This is a genomic window from Intestinimonas massiliensis (ex Afouda et al. 2020), from assembly GCF_001244995.1.
Taxonomy (GTDB): Bacteria; Bacillota; Clostridia; order Oscillospirales; family Oscillospiraceae; genus Intestinimonas; species Intestinimonas massiliensis.
In genome coordinates this window covers 1,957,213-1,973,622 of sequence record NZ_LN869529.1, presented here as the reverse complement: position 1 = coordinate 1,973,622, position 16,410 = coordinate 1,957,213, and the positions used below count along the sequence as shown (strand labels likewise).

Annotated in this window: 20 protein-coding genes; 11 read left to right on the top strand and 9 right to left on the bottom strand. The window is 66.8% G+C overall.

All coding sequences use genetic code 11. The features are described from left to right. Positions 1-10 precede the first annotated feature (10 nt). From BN2154_RS13515 to BN2154_RS13465, 11 genes are read left to right on the top strand one after another with little or no spacing between them, the layout of a single operon-like run. The gene (locus BN2154_RS13515; protein ID WP_050619276.1) at positions 11-400 is read left to right on the top strand and encodes a hypothetical protein; all 390 of its coding nucleotides are present in this window, start codon (positions 11-13) and stop codon (positions 398-400) included. A gap of 2 nt (positions 401-402) precedes the next feature. Beyond that, a complete protein-coding gene (locus tag BN2154_RS13510; RefSeq protein WP_242853764.1) occupies positions 403-840 on the top strand; it encodes a hypothetical protein in 438 nt (145 codons plus the stop codon). After that, positions 837-1,046: a molybdopterin oxidoreductase gene (locus BN2154_RS13505; RefSeq protein WP_050619275.1), complete on the top strand. Its 210-nt coding sequence runs from the start codon at positions 837-839 to the stop codon at positions 1,044-1,046. Before BN2154_RS13510 ends, BN2154_RS13505 begins: the two co-directional genes overlap by 4 nt. Next, entirely contained in the window at positions 1,043-1,534 is a 492-nt protein-coding gene (locus BN2154_RS13500) for a hypothetical protein (RefSeq protein ID WP_050619274.1), read from the top strand. The genes BN2154_RS13505 and BN2154_RS13500 overlap by 4 nt, the downstream gene beginning before the upstream one ends. 15 nt (positions 1,535-1,549) lie before the next feature. Further along, positions 1,550-2,119 (top strand): LysM peptidoglycan-binding domain-containing protein, encoded by a 570-nt coding sequence (locus BN2154_RS13495; RefSeq protein WP_242853763.1) that lies wholly within the window; start codon positions 1,550-1,552, stop codon positions 2,117-2,119. After that, positions 2,119-3,069, top strand: coding sequence for a hypothetical protein (locus BN2154_RS13490; RefSeq protein ID WP_050619273.1), 951 nt, complete (start codon positions 2,119-2,121; stop codon positions 3,067-3,069). The genes BN2154_RS13495 and BN2154_RS13490 overlap by 1 nt, the downstream gene beginning before the upstream one ends. A gap of 16 nt (positions 3,070-3,085) precedes the next feature. Then, positions 3,086-3,490 (top strand): hypothetical protein, encoded by a 405-nt coding sequence (locus BN2154_RS13485; protein ID WP_050619272.1) that lies wholly within the window; start codon positions 3,086-3,088, stop codon positions 3,488-3,490. Then, positions 3,490-3,840 (top strand): hypothetical protein, encoded by a 351-nt coding sequence (locus tag BN2154_RS13480; protein WP_050619271.1) that lies wholly within the window; start codon positions 3,490-3,492, stop codon positions 3,838-3,840. Before BN2154_RS13485 ends, BN2154_RS13480 begins: the two co-directional genes overlap by 1 nt. A gap of 13 nt (positions 3,841-3,853) precedes the next feature. After that, on the top strand, positions 3,854-4,909 hold the full coding sequence (locus tag BN2154_RS13475) for a baseplate J/gp47 family protein (protein ID WP_050619270.1): 1,056 nt from the start codon (positions 3,854-3,856) through the stop codon (positions 4,907-4,909). Further along, the gene (locus BN2154_RS13470; RefSeq protein ID WP_050619269.1) at positions 4,906-5,472 is read left to right on the top strand and encodes a hypothetical protein; all 567 of its coding nucleotides are present in this window, start codon (positions 4,906-4,908) and stop codon (positions 5,470-5,472) included. Before BN2154_RS13475 ends, BN2154_RS13470 begins: the two co-directional genes overlap by 4 nt. A gap of 15 nt (positions 5,473-5,487) precedes the next feature. Further along, the gene (locus tag BN2154_RS13465) at positions 5,488-5,934 is read left to right on the top strand and encodes a phage holin family protein (RefSeq protein ID WP_238073778.1); all 447 of its coding nucleotides are present in this window, start codon (positions 5,488-5,490) and stop codon (positions 5,932-5,934) included. A gap of 59 nt (positions 5,935-5,993) precedes the next feature. On the opposite strand, the gene BN2154_RS13460 is transcribed toward BN2154_RS13465, so the two are convergent. The 9 genes from BN2154_RS13460 to BN2154_RS13420 form a co-directional block, all read right to left on the bottom strand. Continuing rightward, a complete protein-coding gene (locus tag BN2154_RS13460) occupies positions 5,994-6,701 on the bottom strand; it encodes a hypothetical protein (RefSeq protein ID WP_050619268.1) in 708 nt (235 codons plus the stop codon). Next, on the bottom strand, positions 6,698-8,116 hold the full coding sequence (locus tag BN2154_RS13455) for a Sapep family Mn(2+)-dependent dipeptidase (protein ID WP_050619267.1): 1,419 nt from the start codon (positions 8,114-8,116) through the stop codon (positions 6,698-6,700). Before BN2154_RS13455 ends, BN2154_RS13460 begins: the two co-directional genes overlap by 4 nt. A gap of 15 nt (positions 8,117-8,131) precedes the next feature. After that, on the bottom strand, positions 8,132-8,776 hold the full coding sequence (locus tag BN2154_RS13450; RefSeq protein WP_050619266.1) for a helix-turn-helix transcriptional regulator: 645 nt from the start codon (positions 8,774-8,776) through the stop codon (positions 8,132-8,134). A gap of 57 nt (positions 8,777-8,833) precedes the next feature. After that, positions 8,834-10,099: a beta-N-acetylhexosaminidase gene (nagZ, locus tag BN2154_RS13445; protein ID WP_050619265.1), complete on the bottom strand. Its 1,266-nt coding sequence runs from the start codon at positions 10,097-10,099 to the stop codon at positions 8,834-8,836. Further along, entirely contained in the window at positions 10,096-12,177 is a 2,082-nt protein-coding gene (gene rnr / locus BN2154_RS13440; protein ID WP_050619264.1) for a ribonuclease R, read from the bottom strand. The genes nagZ and rnr overlap by 4 nt, the downstream gene beginning before the upstream one ends. A 54-nt stretch (positions 12,178-12,231) precedes the next feature. Continuing rightward, entirely contained in the window at positions 12,232-12,477 is a 246-nt protein-coding gene (gene secG / locus BN2154_RS13435) for a preprotein translocase subunit SecG (protein WP_050619263.1), read from the bottom strand. 183 nt (positions 12,478-12,660) lie between these two features. Further along, on the bottom strand, positions 12,661-13,200 hold the full coding sequence (locus BN2154_RS13430) for a hypothetical protein (RefSeq protein WP_195892357.1): 540 nt from the start codon (positions 13,198-13,200) through the stop codon (positions 12,661-12,663). A gap of 549 nt (positions 13,201-13,749) precedes the next feature. Further along, the gene (locus BN2154_RS13425) at positions 13,750-15,597 is read right to left on the bottom strand and encodes an FtsX-like permease family protein (RefSeq protein ID WP_050619261.1); all 1,848 of its coding nucleotides are present in this window, start codon (positions 15,595-15,597) and stop codon (positions 13,750-13,752) included. Further along, positions 15,587-16,354, bottom strand: coding sequence for an ABC transporter ATP-binding protein (locus BN2154_RS13420; RefSeq protein WP_050619260.1), 768 nt, complete (start codon positions 16,352-16,354; stop codon positions 15,587-15,589). Before BN2154_RS13420 ends, BN2154_RS13425 begins: the two co-directional genes overlap by 11 nt. Positions 16,355-16,410: the final 56 nt, after the last annotated feature.

Here is a 16,410-nt window from a genome sequence, read left to right as displayed (position 1 = left end):
AGGGGAAGCAATGACAGTGACGGGATTTCCCACCAGCAGCGACATCTATCTAGAGGTAGACGGCAAAAAGGTGGCGGTGGTGCAGAGCTACGCCGCAAAGACCAGCCGCTCGAGCCGGACGGTGGAGGCCTTCGGCGAGGATCAGCCGGTGGCCACCATACCCGGGCCACGCAGCCATCTGGTGGAGCTGACGCGGCTCTACGCCACAGACGAGGCCGTGCGGGACGGCATCAACTTCCACGACCTGGAGGATTTCTCCCTGGTTATCTGCAAGCCGGACCGGAAGATTATCTACTCCGGCTGCCAGTGGAGCGCCATCGGGGAAAACGGCACCCTGGGCGACATGGTGGTGGAAAAGGTGACCATTGTGGCGGCCAAGCGAATCGAGACGAAGGCGTGAGCATGGAGCGGGATTGGATGACCCTCCTGGCCGGAGCACGGAGGACGGCGGCAGAGGAGGGACAGGGGCTGGAGCTGCGGCTCCTGTCCGCCCGAGAGGTGCTGGAGGCCCGTCGGGAGGCGGCGGGCCTGACGCGGGAGGACCGGGAGCGGGCCCTGTGCGCCAACGCCTGCCTCTTGGCCCGAGCCCTGGAGCGGGGCGGAGAGCCGGTGTTCTCTACCGGCGGCGCGGTCCTGGAGGGCCTGTCGGTGGAGCAGATCGCCTCCCTCAGCCGCCAGTGGAGCGCCTTCAACCGGCGGGAAAATCCCTCCCCGGAGGAGGGAGAGCCGGGGGTGCACGACTTAAAAAAAGCCTGGAGCACGCGCCTTATGCGCGCCTTCAGTGGCGCGTGCTCCGGGCTTTTGGGGCGCTGCCCACCGAGCCGCGGGCCCGGGCGATGACCGACCGGGATTACCTGTGGTGCGCCCTCAACCTGCTGCTGGACGGCGAGGAGGCGCTGGATGCGCTGTGTCCCGCCTGCCGGGCGGAGGCACGGGAGGGACGGTGCCCCGTCTGCGGCGCGGCCACGGGAGGCGACCGGACCGGGGAGAACGCAGGGTTCGACCCGGAGCGGTTTGAACGGATGCGGCGGGGGGAGAAGGCATGACGGACTACATCGAGGACAGCCTGGACCGGCTGGAGGAGGAGGAAGAACGGAGCTGGGACTGGCATGAGGCAGCGGCGGTCCTCTCTGCAAGGAGCTCCGAGAAGAGCCGCCAAGCGGCGGCGCAGAGCCAAAACGGGACCGCCGCGCCGGAGACGGCGGCGGTCCGGGAAAGGCGCCGGGAAAGGGAGCCGGACCTCCCGGCGTCCGCCCGCTCCGCCGCCGGGGGAACACAGGAGCCGGCGGAGAGCGGGACGGAGTGGAGCGGGCTGGAGGGGACCGCGCCGCCGGGACAGGCCGCCGCCGGGCTCTACTGGGGGCTGGCGCGCCTGCGGGCCGCCGCGGCCTATGGGACCTCCGCCCCCGGCCGGACAGTGGTCCGGGTCCCCGCGCCGGCGTCCGAGGAGACGCCGGGCCTCCGGCCCGCGGAGCTGGACCGCCTGTTCCAGCGGGACGCCCGGCGATACGACGGCCGATTTACACTGTTTTAGAAGGGGGAGAAGCCCATGCGCTTGACGGCCATGCGGTACAAGACCTATACCTGGCCCCACAACCCCAGAACCTACACCATTGATTACGAGCGGAAGATGGCGGTCCACAAGGTCCCCTTCGGGGGCTATCAGCTCCAGGACCTGGGACTCACCCGGCGGATCATGCGGGGAGAGGGCGAGTTCGTGGGGGAGGGCGCCTATCAGGAGTTTAAAAAGCTGGCTTCCGTCTTCTACGATCCGGGCCCCGGCGTGCTGGTCCACCCGGTCTGGCAGACGGCGGAGGCCTACTTTGTGGACCTGGCCCTCCGTCAGGAGCCCCGGGCCGACTACGTCAGCTACCGCTTTACCTTCTGGGAGGAGCAGAACCTCTACCGCGGGACGTGGAAGGAGACCGCCTCCGCCGCCCACAACCAGACGGCCCGGAGTGGCGGTGCCGGAGCGCTGTGGCACACGGTGAAGAGGGGGGAGACCCTGTGGGGCATCGCACGGAGCTATGAGGTGGAGCTCACCGACCTCATCGCCCGCAATCCCCAGATCAAGAACCCCAACCTCATCCTGCCCGGAGAGCAGGTGAAGATCCGGTGATGGAGACAGCGCTGACCAGATGGGACGGGCGGGTCTTCACCCTGCCGGCCCTGCTGTCCTGCACCCTGGAGTACACGGCGGGAGTGCCCTGCGACAGCTTCGCACTTCGATGTCTGTGGGACCGGGGGCTGGAGGGAGGTCTGGCCGACCTGGTGGGCTTTACCGCATGGGAAGACGGCCAGCGGGTCTTTCAGGGCGTGGTGGACGAGTGCGAGTGCCGCTTCGGGGACAGCGGGAGCACCCTGACTGTCTCTGGCCGGGGAATGGCCGCCCTGCTGCTGGACAACGAGGCCCAGGCGGCCGACTATCAGACCGCCACGGCGGCGGACATCCTGCGGGACCACGTGGAGCCCTACGGCATCCAGGTGGCCGGCGGATACCGACTGCCGCCGGTGGAGGGCTTTTCGGTGGCCAGCGGCAGCAGCGAGTGGCAGGTGCTCTATGACTTCGCCCGCTACCACGGGGGTGTGGCTCCCCGCTTTGACCGGCAGGGCCGGCTGGTCCTCTCCCCCTGGCAGGACGGCGAGCGGCTGGTCATCGACGACAAGACGGCGGTGACGGAGCTGGTCTGCCGGGAAAAGCGCTATGGCGTGCTCTCGGAGATCCTGGTGCGGGACAAGACCCGGCAGCAGGCCGAGCGGATGGTCAACCGGACCTTCGCGGAGCAGGGAGGGCGCTGCCGCCGGGTGCTGACCATGCCGGGCCGGAGCGGATACCAGGCCATGCGCTACCGGGGGGAGTTCCAGCTCCAGCGCTCCCAGGCCGAGCGGTCACGGCTGGAGCTGACGGTCCCCCAGCGGTTTTTCGCCTGGCCGGGGGACCTGGTGCGCCTGGACCGGACGGGACTGGGCTGCAACGGCGTCTACCGGGTACTGGAGGCTGCCGTGGAGCTGGACGGACAGGGCGGACGGACCCGGCTGGTCCTGGGCGAGCCGGAAAGCGTGTTATGAGAGAGGAAGTGAGTCCATGTGGCTGTCAAGACAAGGCCGGGGAAACGGGAACGCCGAGGCGGGCGCCGAGCTGGGGACGGTGACCCTGGCCGGGGACCGGCCCAGCGTCTATCTCTCCGGTGAGCGGCGGGACCTGCCGCTGATGGGGCCGGGGGGCTACCTCTGGCGGCCCGCCCCGGGGCAGCGGGTGCTGGTCATCAAAGCCGGAGACCAGGGGGAGGAGCTCTGCATCGCCGGCGTGGAGACCGAAGCGGCTGCCGGGCTGGACCCCGGAGAGATCCTCCTTTTGGGGCCCGGCGGAAACACCGCCGTTCGGCTGGGGGCGGACGGGCGGATTTCCATCACCGGGCGGGTATCCATCAACGGCGTGGAGCTGCCCGGCACCTATCAGCCCCAGGCCGGTCCGGGGGATGGAAGCTGATGGCGGAGCTGTTGCTGCGGGACGGAGACTATGTGCCGGACGGACAGGGCGGGCTCCGGCGGGCTGAAGGGACGGACGGGCTCTTGCAGCGGGTGCTGTTCCAGCTCTCCGCCCGGCGGGGGAGCTTCCCCTTCCTGCCCGAGCTGGGCAGCCGCCTGTACCGGCTGACCCAGGAGAAGCCGGGGGCCAGGGCCGCCCTGGCCCGGCAATACGCCGCCGAGGCGCTGGCGGAGGAAAGCGAGCTGGAGATCACCGGCGTGGAGGTGGAGGAGCTGGAGGGAGACCGGCTCCGGGTCCATGTGCGGCTGGACTGGAACGGAGAGGCCCTCTCCACTTCGGTGACGGTGTGAGGAGGAAATCGGGTTGAAAACGGTAGAGGAGATATACCGGGAGATGGCGGCGGCCTTTGCCGAGGCCACCGGGACGGAGGTGGCGGGGAGCGGTGACCTGGCGGCGCGGCTGTACGCCGTGGCCGCCCAGATCTACGCCATGTACGTGCAGGCCCAGTGGGTGGAGCGGCAGTGCTTTCCCCAGACGGCGGAGGGGGAGGACCTGGACCGCCACGCCGCTCTGCGGGGGCTGGAGCGGCGGGAGGCCGCCAAGGCCGAGGGAAGCATTCAGTTCAGCGTGGATACGGCGTCGGCCACCGACCGGCCTATCCCGGCGGGGACGGTGTGCATGACGGCGGGCCTGGTGCGGTTCGAGACCGTGGAGGAGGGGACGCTGCCGGCCGGGGAGCTCACCACTCTGGTCCGGGCCCGGGCCGTGGAGGCCGGCGCGGCGGGCAACGCGGCCGCCGGAACCATCCTCTCGTTGGCAGTGGCCCCGGTGGGGGTGAGCCGGTGCGTCAATCCGGAGGGCTTCTCCGGCGGTACCGACCGGGAGAGCGACGAGGCGCTGCGGGAGCGGGTGCTGGACAGCTTCAAGCGGATGCCCAACGGGGCCAACGCCGCCTTTTATGAGCAGGGGGCGCTGTCCTTCGAAGGAGTGGCCGCCGCCGTGGCGGTACCCCGGCCCAGAGGCCGGGGTACCGTGGATGTGGTGGTGTCCGCCCCCTCCGGCACACCCTCGGCGGAGTTGCTGGCGGAGCTGACCGACTACTTTGAGGCGCGGCGGGAGATCGCCGTGGACCTGGTGGTCCGGGCGCCGGAGATCCGGACGGTGGATGTGGCGGTGCGGGTGGCCGTGGCGCCGGGGGCGGACCCCGCCGCCGTGCTGGAGGCCGCCGAGCAGGCCCTGCGGAGCTGGTTCAACGGCGGCCGGCTGGGTCAGCCGGTGCTGCGGGCCCGGCTGGGGGCCCTGCTCTACGGCGTGGACGGGGTGGAGAACTATGCCGTCGTCACCCCCGCCGCCGACGTGGCGGCGGCGGACGACGTGCTACCCGTGCTGGGCACCCTGACGGTGGAGGAGATGGCATGAGCTACGCCCGCTATCTGAAGGAATTGCTCCGACCCCTGGGGGTCTACCGGCTGGAGGGCGGCCTGGGAGCCGGAGAGCTGGAGGCGGTGGGGGCGGCGCTGGACGCCTGCGGCGCCCGCCTGGAGGCCATCCAGCGGGAAATGCTCCTCTCCACCGCAGAGAACGAGGGCCTGGAACGGGTGGAGAAGCTGCTGGCCCGGCGGCCGGTGACAGACAGCCTTCCACGCCGCCGGGAGGCCCTGGCCGCCCTGCTGCGCATCAGCGGGGACTGCTTCACCCTGGCCGCTGTCAACGACAACCTGACCGGCTGCGGACTCAACGCTGTGGCCAGCGAGGGGGAACTGCCGGGGACGGTGGAGGTGTGCTTTCCCGAGGTGCCGGGGGTTCCGGACGGCTTCCCTGCCATGCGGCGCATCATCGAAGACATCCTGCCGTGCCACCTGGAGATCCAATATGCGTTCTGGTACGCCACCTGGGCCGAGCTGGAGGCGCGGTTCCAGACCTGGGCGGACCTTGAGGCGCTGGGCCCCACCTGGGCCGAGCTGGCGAAAATGGTGCGATAGGAAGGAACGTGAGGCGTGAACAGAGAACAATGGCTGCGGACCAAGGACCTGGTGCTGGCCGGAGCGGCCGCAGCGGGGAGCGCGGCGGTCAACGCCCTGGGCGGATGGGACCGCGCGCTGCAGACCCTGCTGTTTTGCATGGCGCTGGATTACCTTACCGGGCTGGTGGTGGCCGGGGTGTTCCGGCGGTCGGACAAGAGCGGAGACGGGGCGCTGGACAGCCGGGCGGGCTTCCGGGGGCTGTGTAAAAAGGGCGCGGAGCTGGCGCTGGTGCTGGTGGCGGTGCGACTGGACCTCCTGGTGGAGGAGACCTATGCCCGGACGGCGGTGCTGCTGTTTCTCATTGGAAACGAGGGCTTGTCGGTGCTGGAGAACCTGGGACTGATGGGGGCGCCCTATCCCGCCTTTCTGAAAAACGCCCTGTCGGTCCTGCGGGAGCAGGGAGATCGGGGAAAGGCGTAAGTGGCGTGAAAAACGGCTCTGTATTCCGTTTTGGAATACAGAGCCGTTTTTTATCGCAGTCAATAGGGCAGGATCAGCGCCGAGAGGTTGGCAAAGTCATTGTCCCCCATGGAGTAGTTCCCCGCGTCGTCGGGGGCCACCAGCACCAGGATGGATTCCACGTCGCCATAGCCCAGCAGGCCCAGCTTGCTCCGGCACAGCTCCACCACGCCCAGGGCCCAGTCGTTTTCGTACTGGGTCCAGTAGGCGGACCGGTCCGCGTCGTCCAGCGCGTCGGGACGGTCGGAAGCATGGGCGGCTTGAAAAGCGGCGGCGTAGTCGGACAGGTCGTCCGCCTCCACCTGGAGGAACAGGTCGATGGAGCGCACCTTCACCTCCACGGCGTACCGCTCATCGTCCAGGGCGACGGCGCTCTGGACGGTGTACTGGGCCTTGGCGCAGATCTCCGCCAGCAGGTCCCGCGCCGCCTGTCGGGTCTCGTCGGTGAGGCTGGCATCCTGAAGGTCGAATTGGTAGGCGAAGCGCCGGTACTCCTGGTCCAGGCCCGCCTCGTAGGCGTCCAGAGCGGCGCCCTCCGTCAGGTCCACCAGGTCCAGCCAGGCGTTGGACCAGGTCTTTTTAAAGCTCTGGTCCAGCAGGCCCGAGACATAGGACGAGGCGTCGAAGACCGTCATATGCGCCCCGGTATCACAGCCGGTCAGGGCCAGGCAGAGGCACAGGGCGGCCAGGAGGGCGGCCGGCCGCCGCCGGATGTACGGACCCGTCATCCGCCGCACAGCTCCGCGATGGCCTGGGTGAAGATCTTGCAGGACAGGAGGAGCTGGTCGATGCGGGCCTGCTCGTTGGCGGCGTGCATTTTGGGGTCGAAGCCGGGGAACTGGCAGCCGAAGGCCACGCCGCCGGGGATGTCGTGGACGTAGGTGCCGCCGCCGATGGCGATGGGCTGGGCGTTCGGCTCGCCGGTGTAGGTCTCGTAGCAGGCCAGGAGGGTCCGCACCAGGGGGGAATCGGCGCTCACACAGTGGACGGTGGTCATATCCGGAGCGCCGGTAACGGCGATGCCGTGGGCGGCAAAGCTGGCCTCACAGGCCCTTTTGCAGTTGTCCTCGTTGGCGCAGAGGGGGAAGCGCACGTCGAATTTGGCGGAAAAGCCGGTTTCCGTCAGCGTCATGACGGCCAGATTGAGGGTGAGCTCGCCGGACTCCGCGTCGGACTGGGCGATGCCCAGGGCGCGGCCCCGGTTGTCCCCAAAGGGAAACAGCTCGTGCATGGAGCGGATGGCGTCCGTGCCGGCGCAGCCGGCCAGGGGGAGGGCGGCAAGGACCTCCAGCAGGGCGGCGATGGCGTTGATGCCGCCGTCGGGGGAGGCGGCGTGGGCGTTCTTGCCCGCGCAGTGGATGTGACAGCCGCTGGCCGAGCCGCTGACGGTGAACACCGCCCCGGTCCGGGCCGCCACCTGGTCACAGACCGGCTCCACATCGTGGGCGTAAAGGCCCAGTACCATGGCCTCGGCCTCGGGAGGTACCACGTTGGTGCGGAACCCGCCGGTGAGGGCGGCCACCCGGGGCTTGGCGTCGGAGCTCTCCCACTGGGCGCCGAAGTCCGGATGATAGTGGCCCTTCTCAATGTGGATGAGAGGGAAGTCGGCGTCGGGGGTGAAGGCCATGGGGGCGTAAGGCTCCCGGGCGTAATAGTAGGCGATGTCGGCGGAGCCGGACTCCTCATCGGTGCCCAGGATGCAGCGGACATTGGCGGACAGGGGGAGTCCCAGGTCCCGCACGGCCTTCATGGCCAGCAGGGCGCAGACCACGGGGCCCTTGTCGTCCGAGACCCCCCGGCCGTACAGCATCCCGTCCTTCTCCACGCAGGTATAGGGGTCAGTGTCCCAGCCGGAGCCCTCCCCCACCACGTCCAGGTGGCCCAGGATGTGCAGCCGGGTCTCTTTGTCGTTGAGGTCGGCCAGGCCCACATAGTGGTCGTAGTCGGAGGTGGAAAAGCCCAGCTCCCGGCACAGGGCCAGAGCCTCGTCCAGCGCGGCGGCAGGGCCGGGGCCGAAGGGCTTTCCGGGCTCCGGGTCCCCCTTTACGCTCTTCACGTTCACCAGCCGGGCGATGGCGCCGACCAGTTCCCGCTCCCGGGCGGGGTTGCTCCAATAGGCTTCGATCTGTTCCTGATGCTTCATGTCGTATCCCTCGTTTCAGTCCGGCTGGCCGCCGTCGCCCTGACGGGCCAGCTCGTCTAAGTATTTATATACCGTATACCGGCTTACCCCCAGGCGCTTGGCCACGAAGGGCACGGATTTGCGGTAGGAAAAGGCGTTTTTCTGCTCCATCAAGGCCACCAGCTTCAGCCGGTCGGCCTTGCCCAGGGCATCTGCCGGTTTGCCCACCGCCCGCAGGCACTCGTCAAACAGGTCGGTCAGGGCGGTATCGCCCCCCTGGAACAGGGCGGATTTCAGATCGGCCTCGGCGCTCATCAGGTCCACCAGGATGCGGTTGGCATAGACCAGAGAGGTGTAGTCGAAGTTGATGCCCAGAGCCAGATTGTAGCCCTCTCCGATGAGGTGGAAGGTGGAGGACTTGATCTGGGCCCCCGCGGGGGTGGTGGCGTACAGATTCACCTGGTCAGTGGTGGAGGCCTCCTGGTCCAGCTCCCGGTTGGTGCCCAGGATGTCCATGGTAGAGCCCACCGTCCGGCCGGAGATGTGGCCGTTGTAAATGGAGAGGATGGGATGGGTGGGCACGCCCATGTCGTGGACCAGCGTTTCACAGGTGGAGCCGAACATCTCGGCAATGCCCCGGGCTGTCCGGTCCAGAAATTCAAAAGCTTCCTCTCTTGTCATCCAGATCACCGCCTTTGCAGTGGCACTATTGTACCTTGCCTAGGTGGAAAATGCAAGTCATTGGACCGGCACTGCGCCGATTTGGGCGTTGAGGGCCTCCAGATCCGGGGAGCTCACCGGCTCATTGGTCAGGGCGTATTCCGTTTTCAGGCGGAGAATGCGATAGACGCTCTCGTCCAGGCGCTCTGCGGTGATGCGGCCGGAGGCCACCGCCTCCAGCAGAGCCGTCCGGACGGCGGGGACGCTGTCCTGCCCGTGACAGACCAGCAGGATGTCGCAGCCGGCCTCGACGGCCAGAACGGCGGCCTCACCCAGACCGTAGCTCTGGGTCACGGCCCCCATGGTCAGGTCGTCGGTGAGGACCGCTCCGGCAAAGCCAAGCTCCTCCCGCAGCAGGCCGGTCACCACTGCGGGGGAGAGACTGGCGGGCCGCTCCGGGTCTAGCTGGGTCAGCAGGATGTGGGCCACCATGACGGCGGGGACTTGTCCGTCCGTCCCGGCGGACTGGATGGCGGCGCGAAAGGGGATCAGCTCGGTCTCCTCCAGCTCCTCCGGGGATTTATCCACCACCGGCAGACCCACGTGGGAGTCCACCGCGGTGTCCCCATGGCCGGGAAAGTGCTTGACCGCGGGGATGATGCCCTGGTCCATCATGCGGCGGGCGGCGGCGGGGCCCAGCCCCGCCACGGTCCGGGCGTCGGCGCTGAAGGCCCGCTGCCCGATGACGGTGTTGCCGGGATTGGACCACACGTCCAGCACCGGGGCGAAGTCCAGATTGAGGCCGAAGGCGGCGCACTCGGCTGCCAGCACGTCGCCGTAGGACTGAGCGGCGGGGACCGAGCCGGTCTGTCCCACGCAGTAGGCCCCGGGAGTCCGGCGGACCTCCGGGGGCATCCGGTCCACACCGCCGCCCTCCTGGTCGATGGAGAGGAACAGGGGGATGCCATCGCCGTTGAGGGCCTTAAGGCCGTTGGTCAGCGTGACAAGCTGGCCGGCGCCGGCGATGTTCCGGCCGTAGAGGATGAGCCCGCCCACCTGATATTCCTGGACCAGCCGGGTCGCCTGGTCCCCAATCTCCGTGCCCTCAAAGCCCCCGATCAAAAGCTGGCCCACCTTCTCCTCCACCGTCATGGCGGCGAGCTGCTCCGCAAAGGGGTCGGGTTCCGGGACGGGGGTGAGCGCCGGCGTGGGGGTGGATTCCGGGCTGGGCACGGCGGCGGTGGGGGCCGCCTCGGGCGCGGGTGCGGGGACCGCGGCGGTCTGACAGCCGGTAAACGTGAATACAATCAGCAATATGAGGGCGAGTAAATTCCGATTTGTCATCGTTTCCTCCTGCCTTTGGTCCGTTTGGGCGGACGGTAACCGGGCTTGTTCCCCGTCTTGGCCGAGCGTCTGGACGGCTTCACGGGGGGCTGCCGGGCCTCGACGGGACGGGCGGGTGCGGCCCCCTCCGGGAGCGCGAAGTCGATCTGCCCCGAGCCGGGGTCGGCGGCGGCGCAGACCACCTCCAGGGGCATTCCGAAGGACCAGACCGCCTTGGTGCGGCAGCCGGTCAGGGTCATGCGCACCTCATCGTACGTATAGTCGTCGTCGGGCAGGGCGGCGGCGGGGAGAAGCCCTTCCACCCCGTTGGGCAGGGCCACGAAGAGGCCGAACCGGGTGACCCCGGACACCGCGCCGGAAAAGGTCTCTCCCAGGCGCTGGTGCATATACTCCGCCAGGTAGCATTTTTCGATCTCCCGTTCGGCGTTCATGGCGGCCACCTCCCGGTCGGAGGACTGCTGGGCCGCCCGCTGGGCCGCCGCCGACTCCTTTCCGCGGGTCCGGCCCTCCAGCGCCCCGTCCAGCAGGGCGGTGAGGATGCGGTGGACCATCAGGTCGGGGTAGCGGCGGATGGGCGAGGTGAAGTGACAGTAGAACTTTGCCGCCAGACCGAAGTGCCCCAGATTCTCCACATCGTACCGGGCCTTCATCAGGCTGCGCAGCACCATCATGTGGATGGCGGGGGCCTGCGGGGTGTCCCTGGCCTTCTCCAGCACCTTCTGGAGGGAGAAGTGGTCGGCCTCTCTCAGGTCGTAGCCCAGGGGGGCGAGCATGCTCCGCAGAGTGGCGACCTTGTCCTCCGAGGGCTTTTCGTGGACCCGGTATACCGCCGGGGCGTGGAGCTGGAAGAGGTGCTCGGCCACACACTCGTTGGCCGAGAGCATAAAGGACTCGATGAGGGCCTCGGAGACGCCCGTCTCCCGGACCTGGACGTCCACCGGGTCCCCCAGCTCGTCACAGATCACATGGCACTCACGGCTCTCCAGGTCCAGCGCGCCCCGGAGCCTGCGGCGCTGCTCCAGAGCGGCGGCCAGAGCCGCCATGTCCCGGAGCATGGGCAGGATGTGGGCGTATTTGGCTTCCAGCTCCGGGTCCAGCCCGGCCAGCAGGGTGTTGCAGTCGCCGTAGGTCATCCGCTCGGTGGAGCGGATGACGGACTTGACGAGCCGGTGGTCCAGAACCGCCCCATCCGGCCCCATGGTCAGGATGCAGCTCAGGGCCAGCCGGTCCACGTGGGGGTTCAGGGAGCAGATGCCGTTGGACAGCTCCGGGGGCAGCATGGGCACCACCTGGTCGGCAAAGTAGACCGAGGTGCCCCGGTTCCACGCCTCCAGGTCCAGCGGAGAGCCCTCGGCCACGTAGTGGGACACGTCCGCGATGTGGACGCCCAGCACCCAGCGGCCCCGCGCGTCCCGCTCCAGGGAGACGGCGTCGTCGAAGTCCTTGGAGGAGGCCCCGTCGATGGTGATGACCGTTTTGCCCCGCAGGTCCAGGCGGCCGGCCAGGTCGGCGGGCGCCACCTCCCGGGGCGCCAGCTCGGCGGCGGTCTGGACCGAGACGGGGAAGGCGCGCTCGATGCCGTACTGATAGAGAATGGCCTCCACCGCGGCCGGGCGGGTGCCGTCCTTGCCGAAGATCTCCCGCAGCGTGCCCATGGGGGGGAGCTTTTTGTTTCCGTAGCTGGTCACCGCCACGGCGGCCTTGTCCCCGGCCTTGGCCGAGCGGGTACGGCCCACCACCTTGATGGGGTGGGGGAGACGGTCGCTGCCGGGGCGGAGCCAGACCTCACGGCCCTGGCGCTCAATGGCGCCGGTGACCGTCTTGTTGGCCCGCTCCACCACCGCCGTGATTTTCGCGGTACGGCGCTGGCCGCCCCGGTCGTCCTCCACAGGCACGGCCAGCACCCGGTCGCCGTTCCAGGCCCCGCCCTCGCTGCGGGGCGGGATGAACCAGTCGTCCTCCCGGCCCTTCCCGTCCTCGGGAATGAGAAAACCAAACCCCTTGCCGGTGGCCTGGTAGGTTCCATTCAGTTCCAAATAAAAAATCTCCTTTATTCGTCGGTAGCTGTAGTATACCACGGAATGGGAAAAAGAAAAACGCCTCTCCCGTTGGGAGAGGCGTTTTTGATGCGCTCAGGCGTTGGGCATCAGACCGATGACCAGAGAGAGGACCATAAAGCCGATGGCCACCCACTTGGTCCAGCGGGCCAGCTTGGCGTCCCAGCTCTTGGCCTTGTTCTTGGACAGGAAGGTGTCGGCGCCGCCGGCGATGGCTCCGGACAGACCGGCGCTCTTGCCGGACTGGAGCATGATTACGGCGGTGAGGAAAACGGCGGCGATCACATCGACCACGGTGAGCACGAGCTTCAGAGTACCCATAAATACATCGTCCTTTCAAAGGCCCGAAGGGCCGTATCATCATTCAAATGGGCGCAATAATCCCAAACCGTGAAATCTATTATAGCACATTTCGACGGCGAATGCAAGCCCTATTTTGCGGCAGGCACGGCGGAAAGGACGCGCAAACCGCGCGCTTGCGGCCCCGGGGCGGAGGCCCTGAGGTCAGCCGCGGGAGGGCTCCTCCGCCTTCCCATCTCGGGGTGGTATTCGGTTGAGCCTGCAAAAGTAGGGATAGAACCGCAGGGCGGCCTCGCGTTCCTCTGCGGTGTCTGCCAGACCCAGCAGATCAAAGAGAATTTTTTCGGCAGTTTGGTTGGAAAAATATTTCAGAGCCGTTTTTCCCCAGCGCTGTTTTTCAGGGTCCCGCGTAAAATAGGGCCAGAAGGCCAGGCCCTTTTCCGGCCGCAGCGCCACGCGGTGGACCGGATGGGCGGCGACTGTGCCGCTTCGGCAATCAGCGCCGAAGAAATCCTCCCCGACCATAAAAGCGCCGATGATGCGGCGGCTTGCCTCCTGCACCCCAGCCCCACGTTTGGTCAGCAGACAAAGCGAATTCGGCTTCATCCGGTCGGGAATCCGGGGCTCTCCTTTGGAAGGTCCGCTCAGATAAGTGCCGGTGAACACAGTCCATGCGGAGAATACGTCCTGTTCCTGTGCTGCGGTGAGGTGGAACGCCGCCTGGGAGTTTGCGGATATTTTCATATTGCGCAGGAGATTCTTGTGCTCCTGTTTCTGCTGGAACGCTTGCCGCTCCGCCTCTCTTGCGGCCTTTCTTGCGGCCAGGAGGCGTTTCATTTGATCCTGCATGTCGTTATTTTTTAAGGTCAAGTGTTTGGCAAAGGCGTCCGGATAAAGAAATTTTTTATCTCCGTCGGAGAAGCAGACCGTGAGGATGTTGCGGTTCCGCTTCGGTGGACCAGACAGTTATCCCGCACCTTGGGCCGAGACGCGCTTTTTATGTTCTATATCGCGTGACGCGCCGATACAGCGAAAGAATATAAAAAGAAAGAGGGCGTTTCCTGTTCCTGCCTTGCACTGGAACAAAGCCAATTGGCCCTGAAACCCTGGGGATGCAAGCCTTTCGGCCTTGTTCACTACGCATTCAAATAAAAAAGAAGGACTTTCCATACAGCACCACAGGGTGCAATACCAAAAGCCCTTCTTAAAAGACGGTTCTTTGCAAAGAAAAAAGCAAATTTTCCGGAGGCGCGTCCAACCGCTCCGTGCGTTCAGGGGGGATGAGGCTGAAGGCTACCCGTTTCCTTTGACGATGCGGCGGGCGCCGAAGCAGGTGGCCAGGAAGTAGGCCCCGTAGATGAGCACCAGGAAGCCGGCGGTGACCAGGCTGCTGCGCACCGAATCCACCCGCCCCACGACGGAGATCACGGCGTTGGCCGCCGTCATGCCCACGATGGAGTGGACCACCGCCAGGGCCAGCGGGAGGAAGAAGGACAGGGCTACCTGGGTGAGTACCGAGCGGTCCCGCATCCGCTCCGGGACGCCCAGGCGGGAGAGAATCTGATAGCGGGGCACGTTGTCCGCCGCCTGGCTGAGCTGCTGGAGGGCCAGCACCGCCGCGGCGGTGAGGAGAAAGACCATGCCCAGATAGAGTCCCATGAACAGCACCAGGATCTTGCTGCCCATATTCTCCGTGTAGATTCCGATGCGAGTGTCCAGAGACAGCGTGAGCCCGTCGGAAAAGGCGGGGGAGCTGCAGGCGGCGGCAAGGGCGTCTTCGGCGGTCTGCTTGTCGCCCCGGTAGTTGGCGCAGAAGACCTGCCGCCGGACCTGGAGCGCCTCCGCCCAACTGTCGGGGGCCACAAGATAGCGGTTCATACCGCTGTAGCCGGTCACGATGGCCTGATCGGTCACAAGGGGCAGACCGTCCCCGGCCAGGGCCTGCCCGCCCTGGAGGGCCATCAGCGCGTTGTAGTCGGAGAGCAGCACCACGGCATAGGCGTCGTCCGCGGGGATGCCGGTGACGGCGGGGTCGTTGTAGTAGAAGAGAAAGTCGTGCTGCTCCCCCAGTAGAGCGGGGTCAAAGCCGGACTCTGCCAACCGGGCGGGGAGGTCCGCCACGGTGGTGTCCCCGCTGTAATTCTGGATGGTGACGTCGTAGGGGGCGGCGGAGGAGGTGTTCTGCTCGATGGTGTCGTTGAGGCCCACACAGCAGGCGGTGACGCCGATGGCCAGCAGCAGGAGCAGGCAGATCACCGTCATGGACAGGTAGGTGGTGTGGATGCGGGAGTTGAACTGCCGCAGCACAAACATGTTGAGGCCCCTGTAATAAAGCTTTTTGTGCCCCTTCACCACCCGCAGCAGGAAGCCGGACAAGGACCGGAAAAACAGCAGGGTCCCCAGAGTACCCAGGGCCAGCATGAGGAAGAACAGCGGGTCGATATATAGCATGCCCCGGATGAGGAGCATGGCGTAGGCGACGACCAGCAGAGCCACCCCGGCCAGGAAGGTGAGGACGCTGGTCCACAGGGGACGCTCCTTCATCTCCTCGTTTTTCCGGGCTCCCTGCATCAGGTCGATGAGCTTGGCCCGGGAGACCGACACCCCGGTCAGAATCATGACCACCAGGAAGATGACGCCGAAGTAGAGCACCGTCTTGCCGATGGCCTTGACGGAGAGGACCAGAGCGAACTGCTCCCCGGCAGGGTAGGCGGAGAACATGGCGATGGTGAGCAGCCCCAGGCCCTGGGCCAGCAGGACCCCCAGCACCAGTCCGGTGGCCAGGGCCATCAGACCGATGAGCAGGGTCTCCAGCACCAGCAGCAGGGAGACCCTGCCTGCGGGCAGACCCAGCAGGAAGTAGGTGCCCAGCTCCCGCTTGCGGCGCTTCATCAAAAAGGTGTTGGCGTAAAGCACCAGGCAGGCCAGCACCACCGAGACGAAGGCGGAAAAGATGTTCATGAAGATGAGGATGGATTCCACCATATAGTGGGCGCTTTTGGCCAGCATCTGCATCGCCCACTGCCCCTCCAGGGAATTGAACACATAGAAGAGGCTCACCCCCAGGGTGAGGGTGAGAAAGTACACCGAGTAGTCCTTGAGACTGCGGGTGACGTTTTTCCGCGCCAGCTTAAAAAACATCGGCCGCGTCACCTCCCAGCCGGCTGACCACGCCGATGATGTCCTGGAAGAACCGCCGCCGGTCCTCCCCGTCCCGCCGCAGCTCGTGCCAGAGTCGGCCGTCCTTGATGAAGAGGATGCGATGACACCAGGAGGCGGTAAAGGCGTCGTGGGTGACCATGACGATGGTGGCCCCCTGCTCCCGGTTGAGCTGGGAGAGCTGGCCCAGAAGCTGCCCGGCGGACTTGGAGTCCAGCGCGCCGGTGGGCTCGTCGGCTAGGACGAGGGCGGGGGCGGTGATGATGGCCCGGGCGGCGGCCACCCGCTGCTGCTCGCCGCCGGAGAGCTGGTAGGGGTACTTTTCCAGCACCCGCTCCAGCCCCAGCAGCCCGGCGGTGTCTCGGACCCGGCGGTCGATCTCCCCGGCGGGCGTGCCCAGGATGGTGAGGGCCAGGGCGATGTTCTCAAAGGCGGTGAGGGTGTCCAGCAGGTTGCAGTCCTGGAAGACGAAGCCCAGCCGCTCCCGGCGGAAGCGGGAGAGGGCCTTGCCCCGGAGGGCGGTGACGTCGGTGCCGTCCACGGTGATGGTGCCGGAAGAGGGACGGTCGATGGTGGACACACAGTTCAAAAGGGTGGTCTTGCCCGAGCCGGACGCGCCCATAACGCCCACGAACTCGCCGGGGAGCACGTCGAAGCTGAGGTCGTCCAGGGCCCGGGTGTGGCTGCCCCGGTCACCGTAGACCTTTTGCAGATGTGAGACGGATAGGATGGGTTCCATAAGAAAAAGCCTCCTTCGTGTTGCTATCAGGCTACCACGAAGGAGGTAAATTTTCC

Bases quoted from the DNA above. Each gene is read 5' to 3' on its own strand.
- BN2154_RS13515 (WP_050619276.1), top strand. From the start codon at position 11: ATGACAGTGACGGGATTTCCCACCAGCAGCGACATCTATCTAGAGGTA.
- BN2154_RS13510 (WP_242853764.1), top strand. From the start codon at position 403: ATGGAGCGGGATTGGATGACCCTCCTGGCCGGAGCACGGAGGACGGCG.
- BN2154_RS13505 (WP_050619275.1), top strand. From the start codon at position 837: ATGACCGACCGGGATTACCTGTGGTGCGCCCTCAACCTGCTGCTGGAC.
- BN2154_RS13500 (WP_050619274.1), top strand. From the start codon at position 1,043: ATGACGGACTACATCGAGGACAGCCTGGACCGGCTGGAGGAGGAGGAA.
- BN2154_RS13495 (WP_242853763.1), top strand. From the start codon at position 1,550: ATGCGCTTGACGGCCATGCGGTACAAGACCTATACCTGGCCCCACAAC.
- BN2154_RS13490 (WP_050619273.1), top strand. From the start codon at position 2,119: ATGGAGACAGCGCTGACCAGATGGGACGGGCGGGTCTTCACCCTGCCG.
- BN2154_RS13485 (WP_050619272.1), top strand. From the start codon at position 3,086: ATGTGGCTGTCAAGACAAGGCCGGGGAAACGGGAACGCCGAGGCGGGC.
- BN2154_RS13480 (WP_050619271.1), top strand. From the start codon at position 3,490: ATGGCGGAGCTGTTGCTGCGGGACGGAGACTATGTGCCGGACGGACAG.
- BN2154_RS13470 (WP_050619269.1), top strand. From the start codon at position 4,906: ATGAGCTACGCCCGCTATCTGAAGGAATTGCTCCGACCCCTGGGGGTC.
- BN2154_RS13460 (WP_050619268.1), bottom strand. From the start codon at position 6,701: ATGACGGGTCCGTACATCCGGCGGCGGCCGGCCGCCCTCCTGGCCGCC.
- BN2154_RS13455 (WP_050619267.1), bottom strand. From the start codon at position 8,116: ATGAAGCATCAGGAACAGATCGAAGCCTATTGGAGCAACCCCGCCCGG.
- BN2154_RS13450 (WP_050619266.1), bottom strand. From the start codon at position 8,776: ATGACAAGAGAGGAAGCTTTTGAATTTCTGGACCGGACAGCCCGGGGC.
- nagZ (WP_050619265.1), bottom strand. From the start codon at position 10,099: ATGACAAATCGGAATTTACTCGCCCTCATATTGCTGATTGTATTCACG.
- secG (WP_050619263.1), bottom strand. From the start codon at position 12,477: ATGGGTACTCTGAAGCTCGTGCTCACCGTGGTCGATGTGATCGCCGCC.
- BN2154_RS13430 (WP_195892357.1), bottom strand. From the start codon at position 13,200: ATGAAAATATCCGCAAACTCCCAGGCGGCGTTCCACCTCACCGCAGCA.
- BN2154_RS13425 (WP_050619261.1), bottom strand. From the start codon at position 15,597: ATGTTTTTTAAGCTGGCGCGGAAAAACGTCACCCGCAGTCTCAAGGAC.
- BN2154_RS13420 (WP_050619260.1), bottom strand. From the start codon at position 16,354: ATGGAACCCATCCTATCCGTCTCACATCTGCAAAAGGTCTACGGTGAC.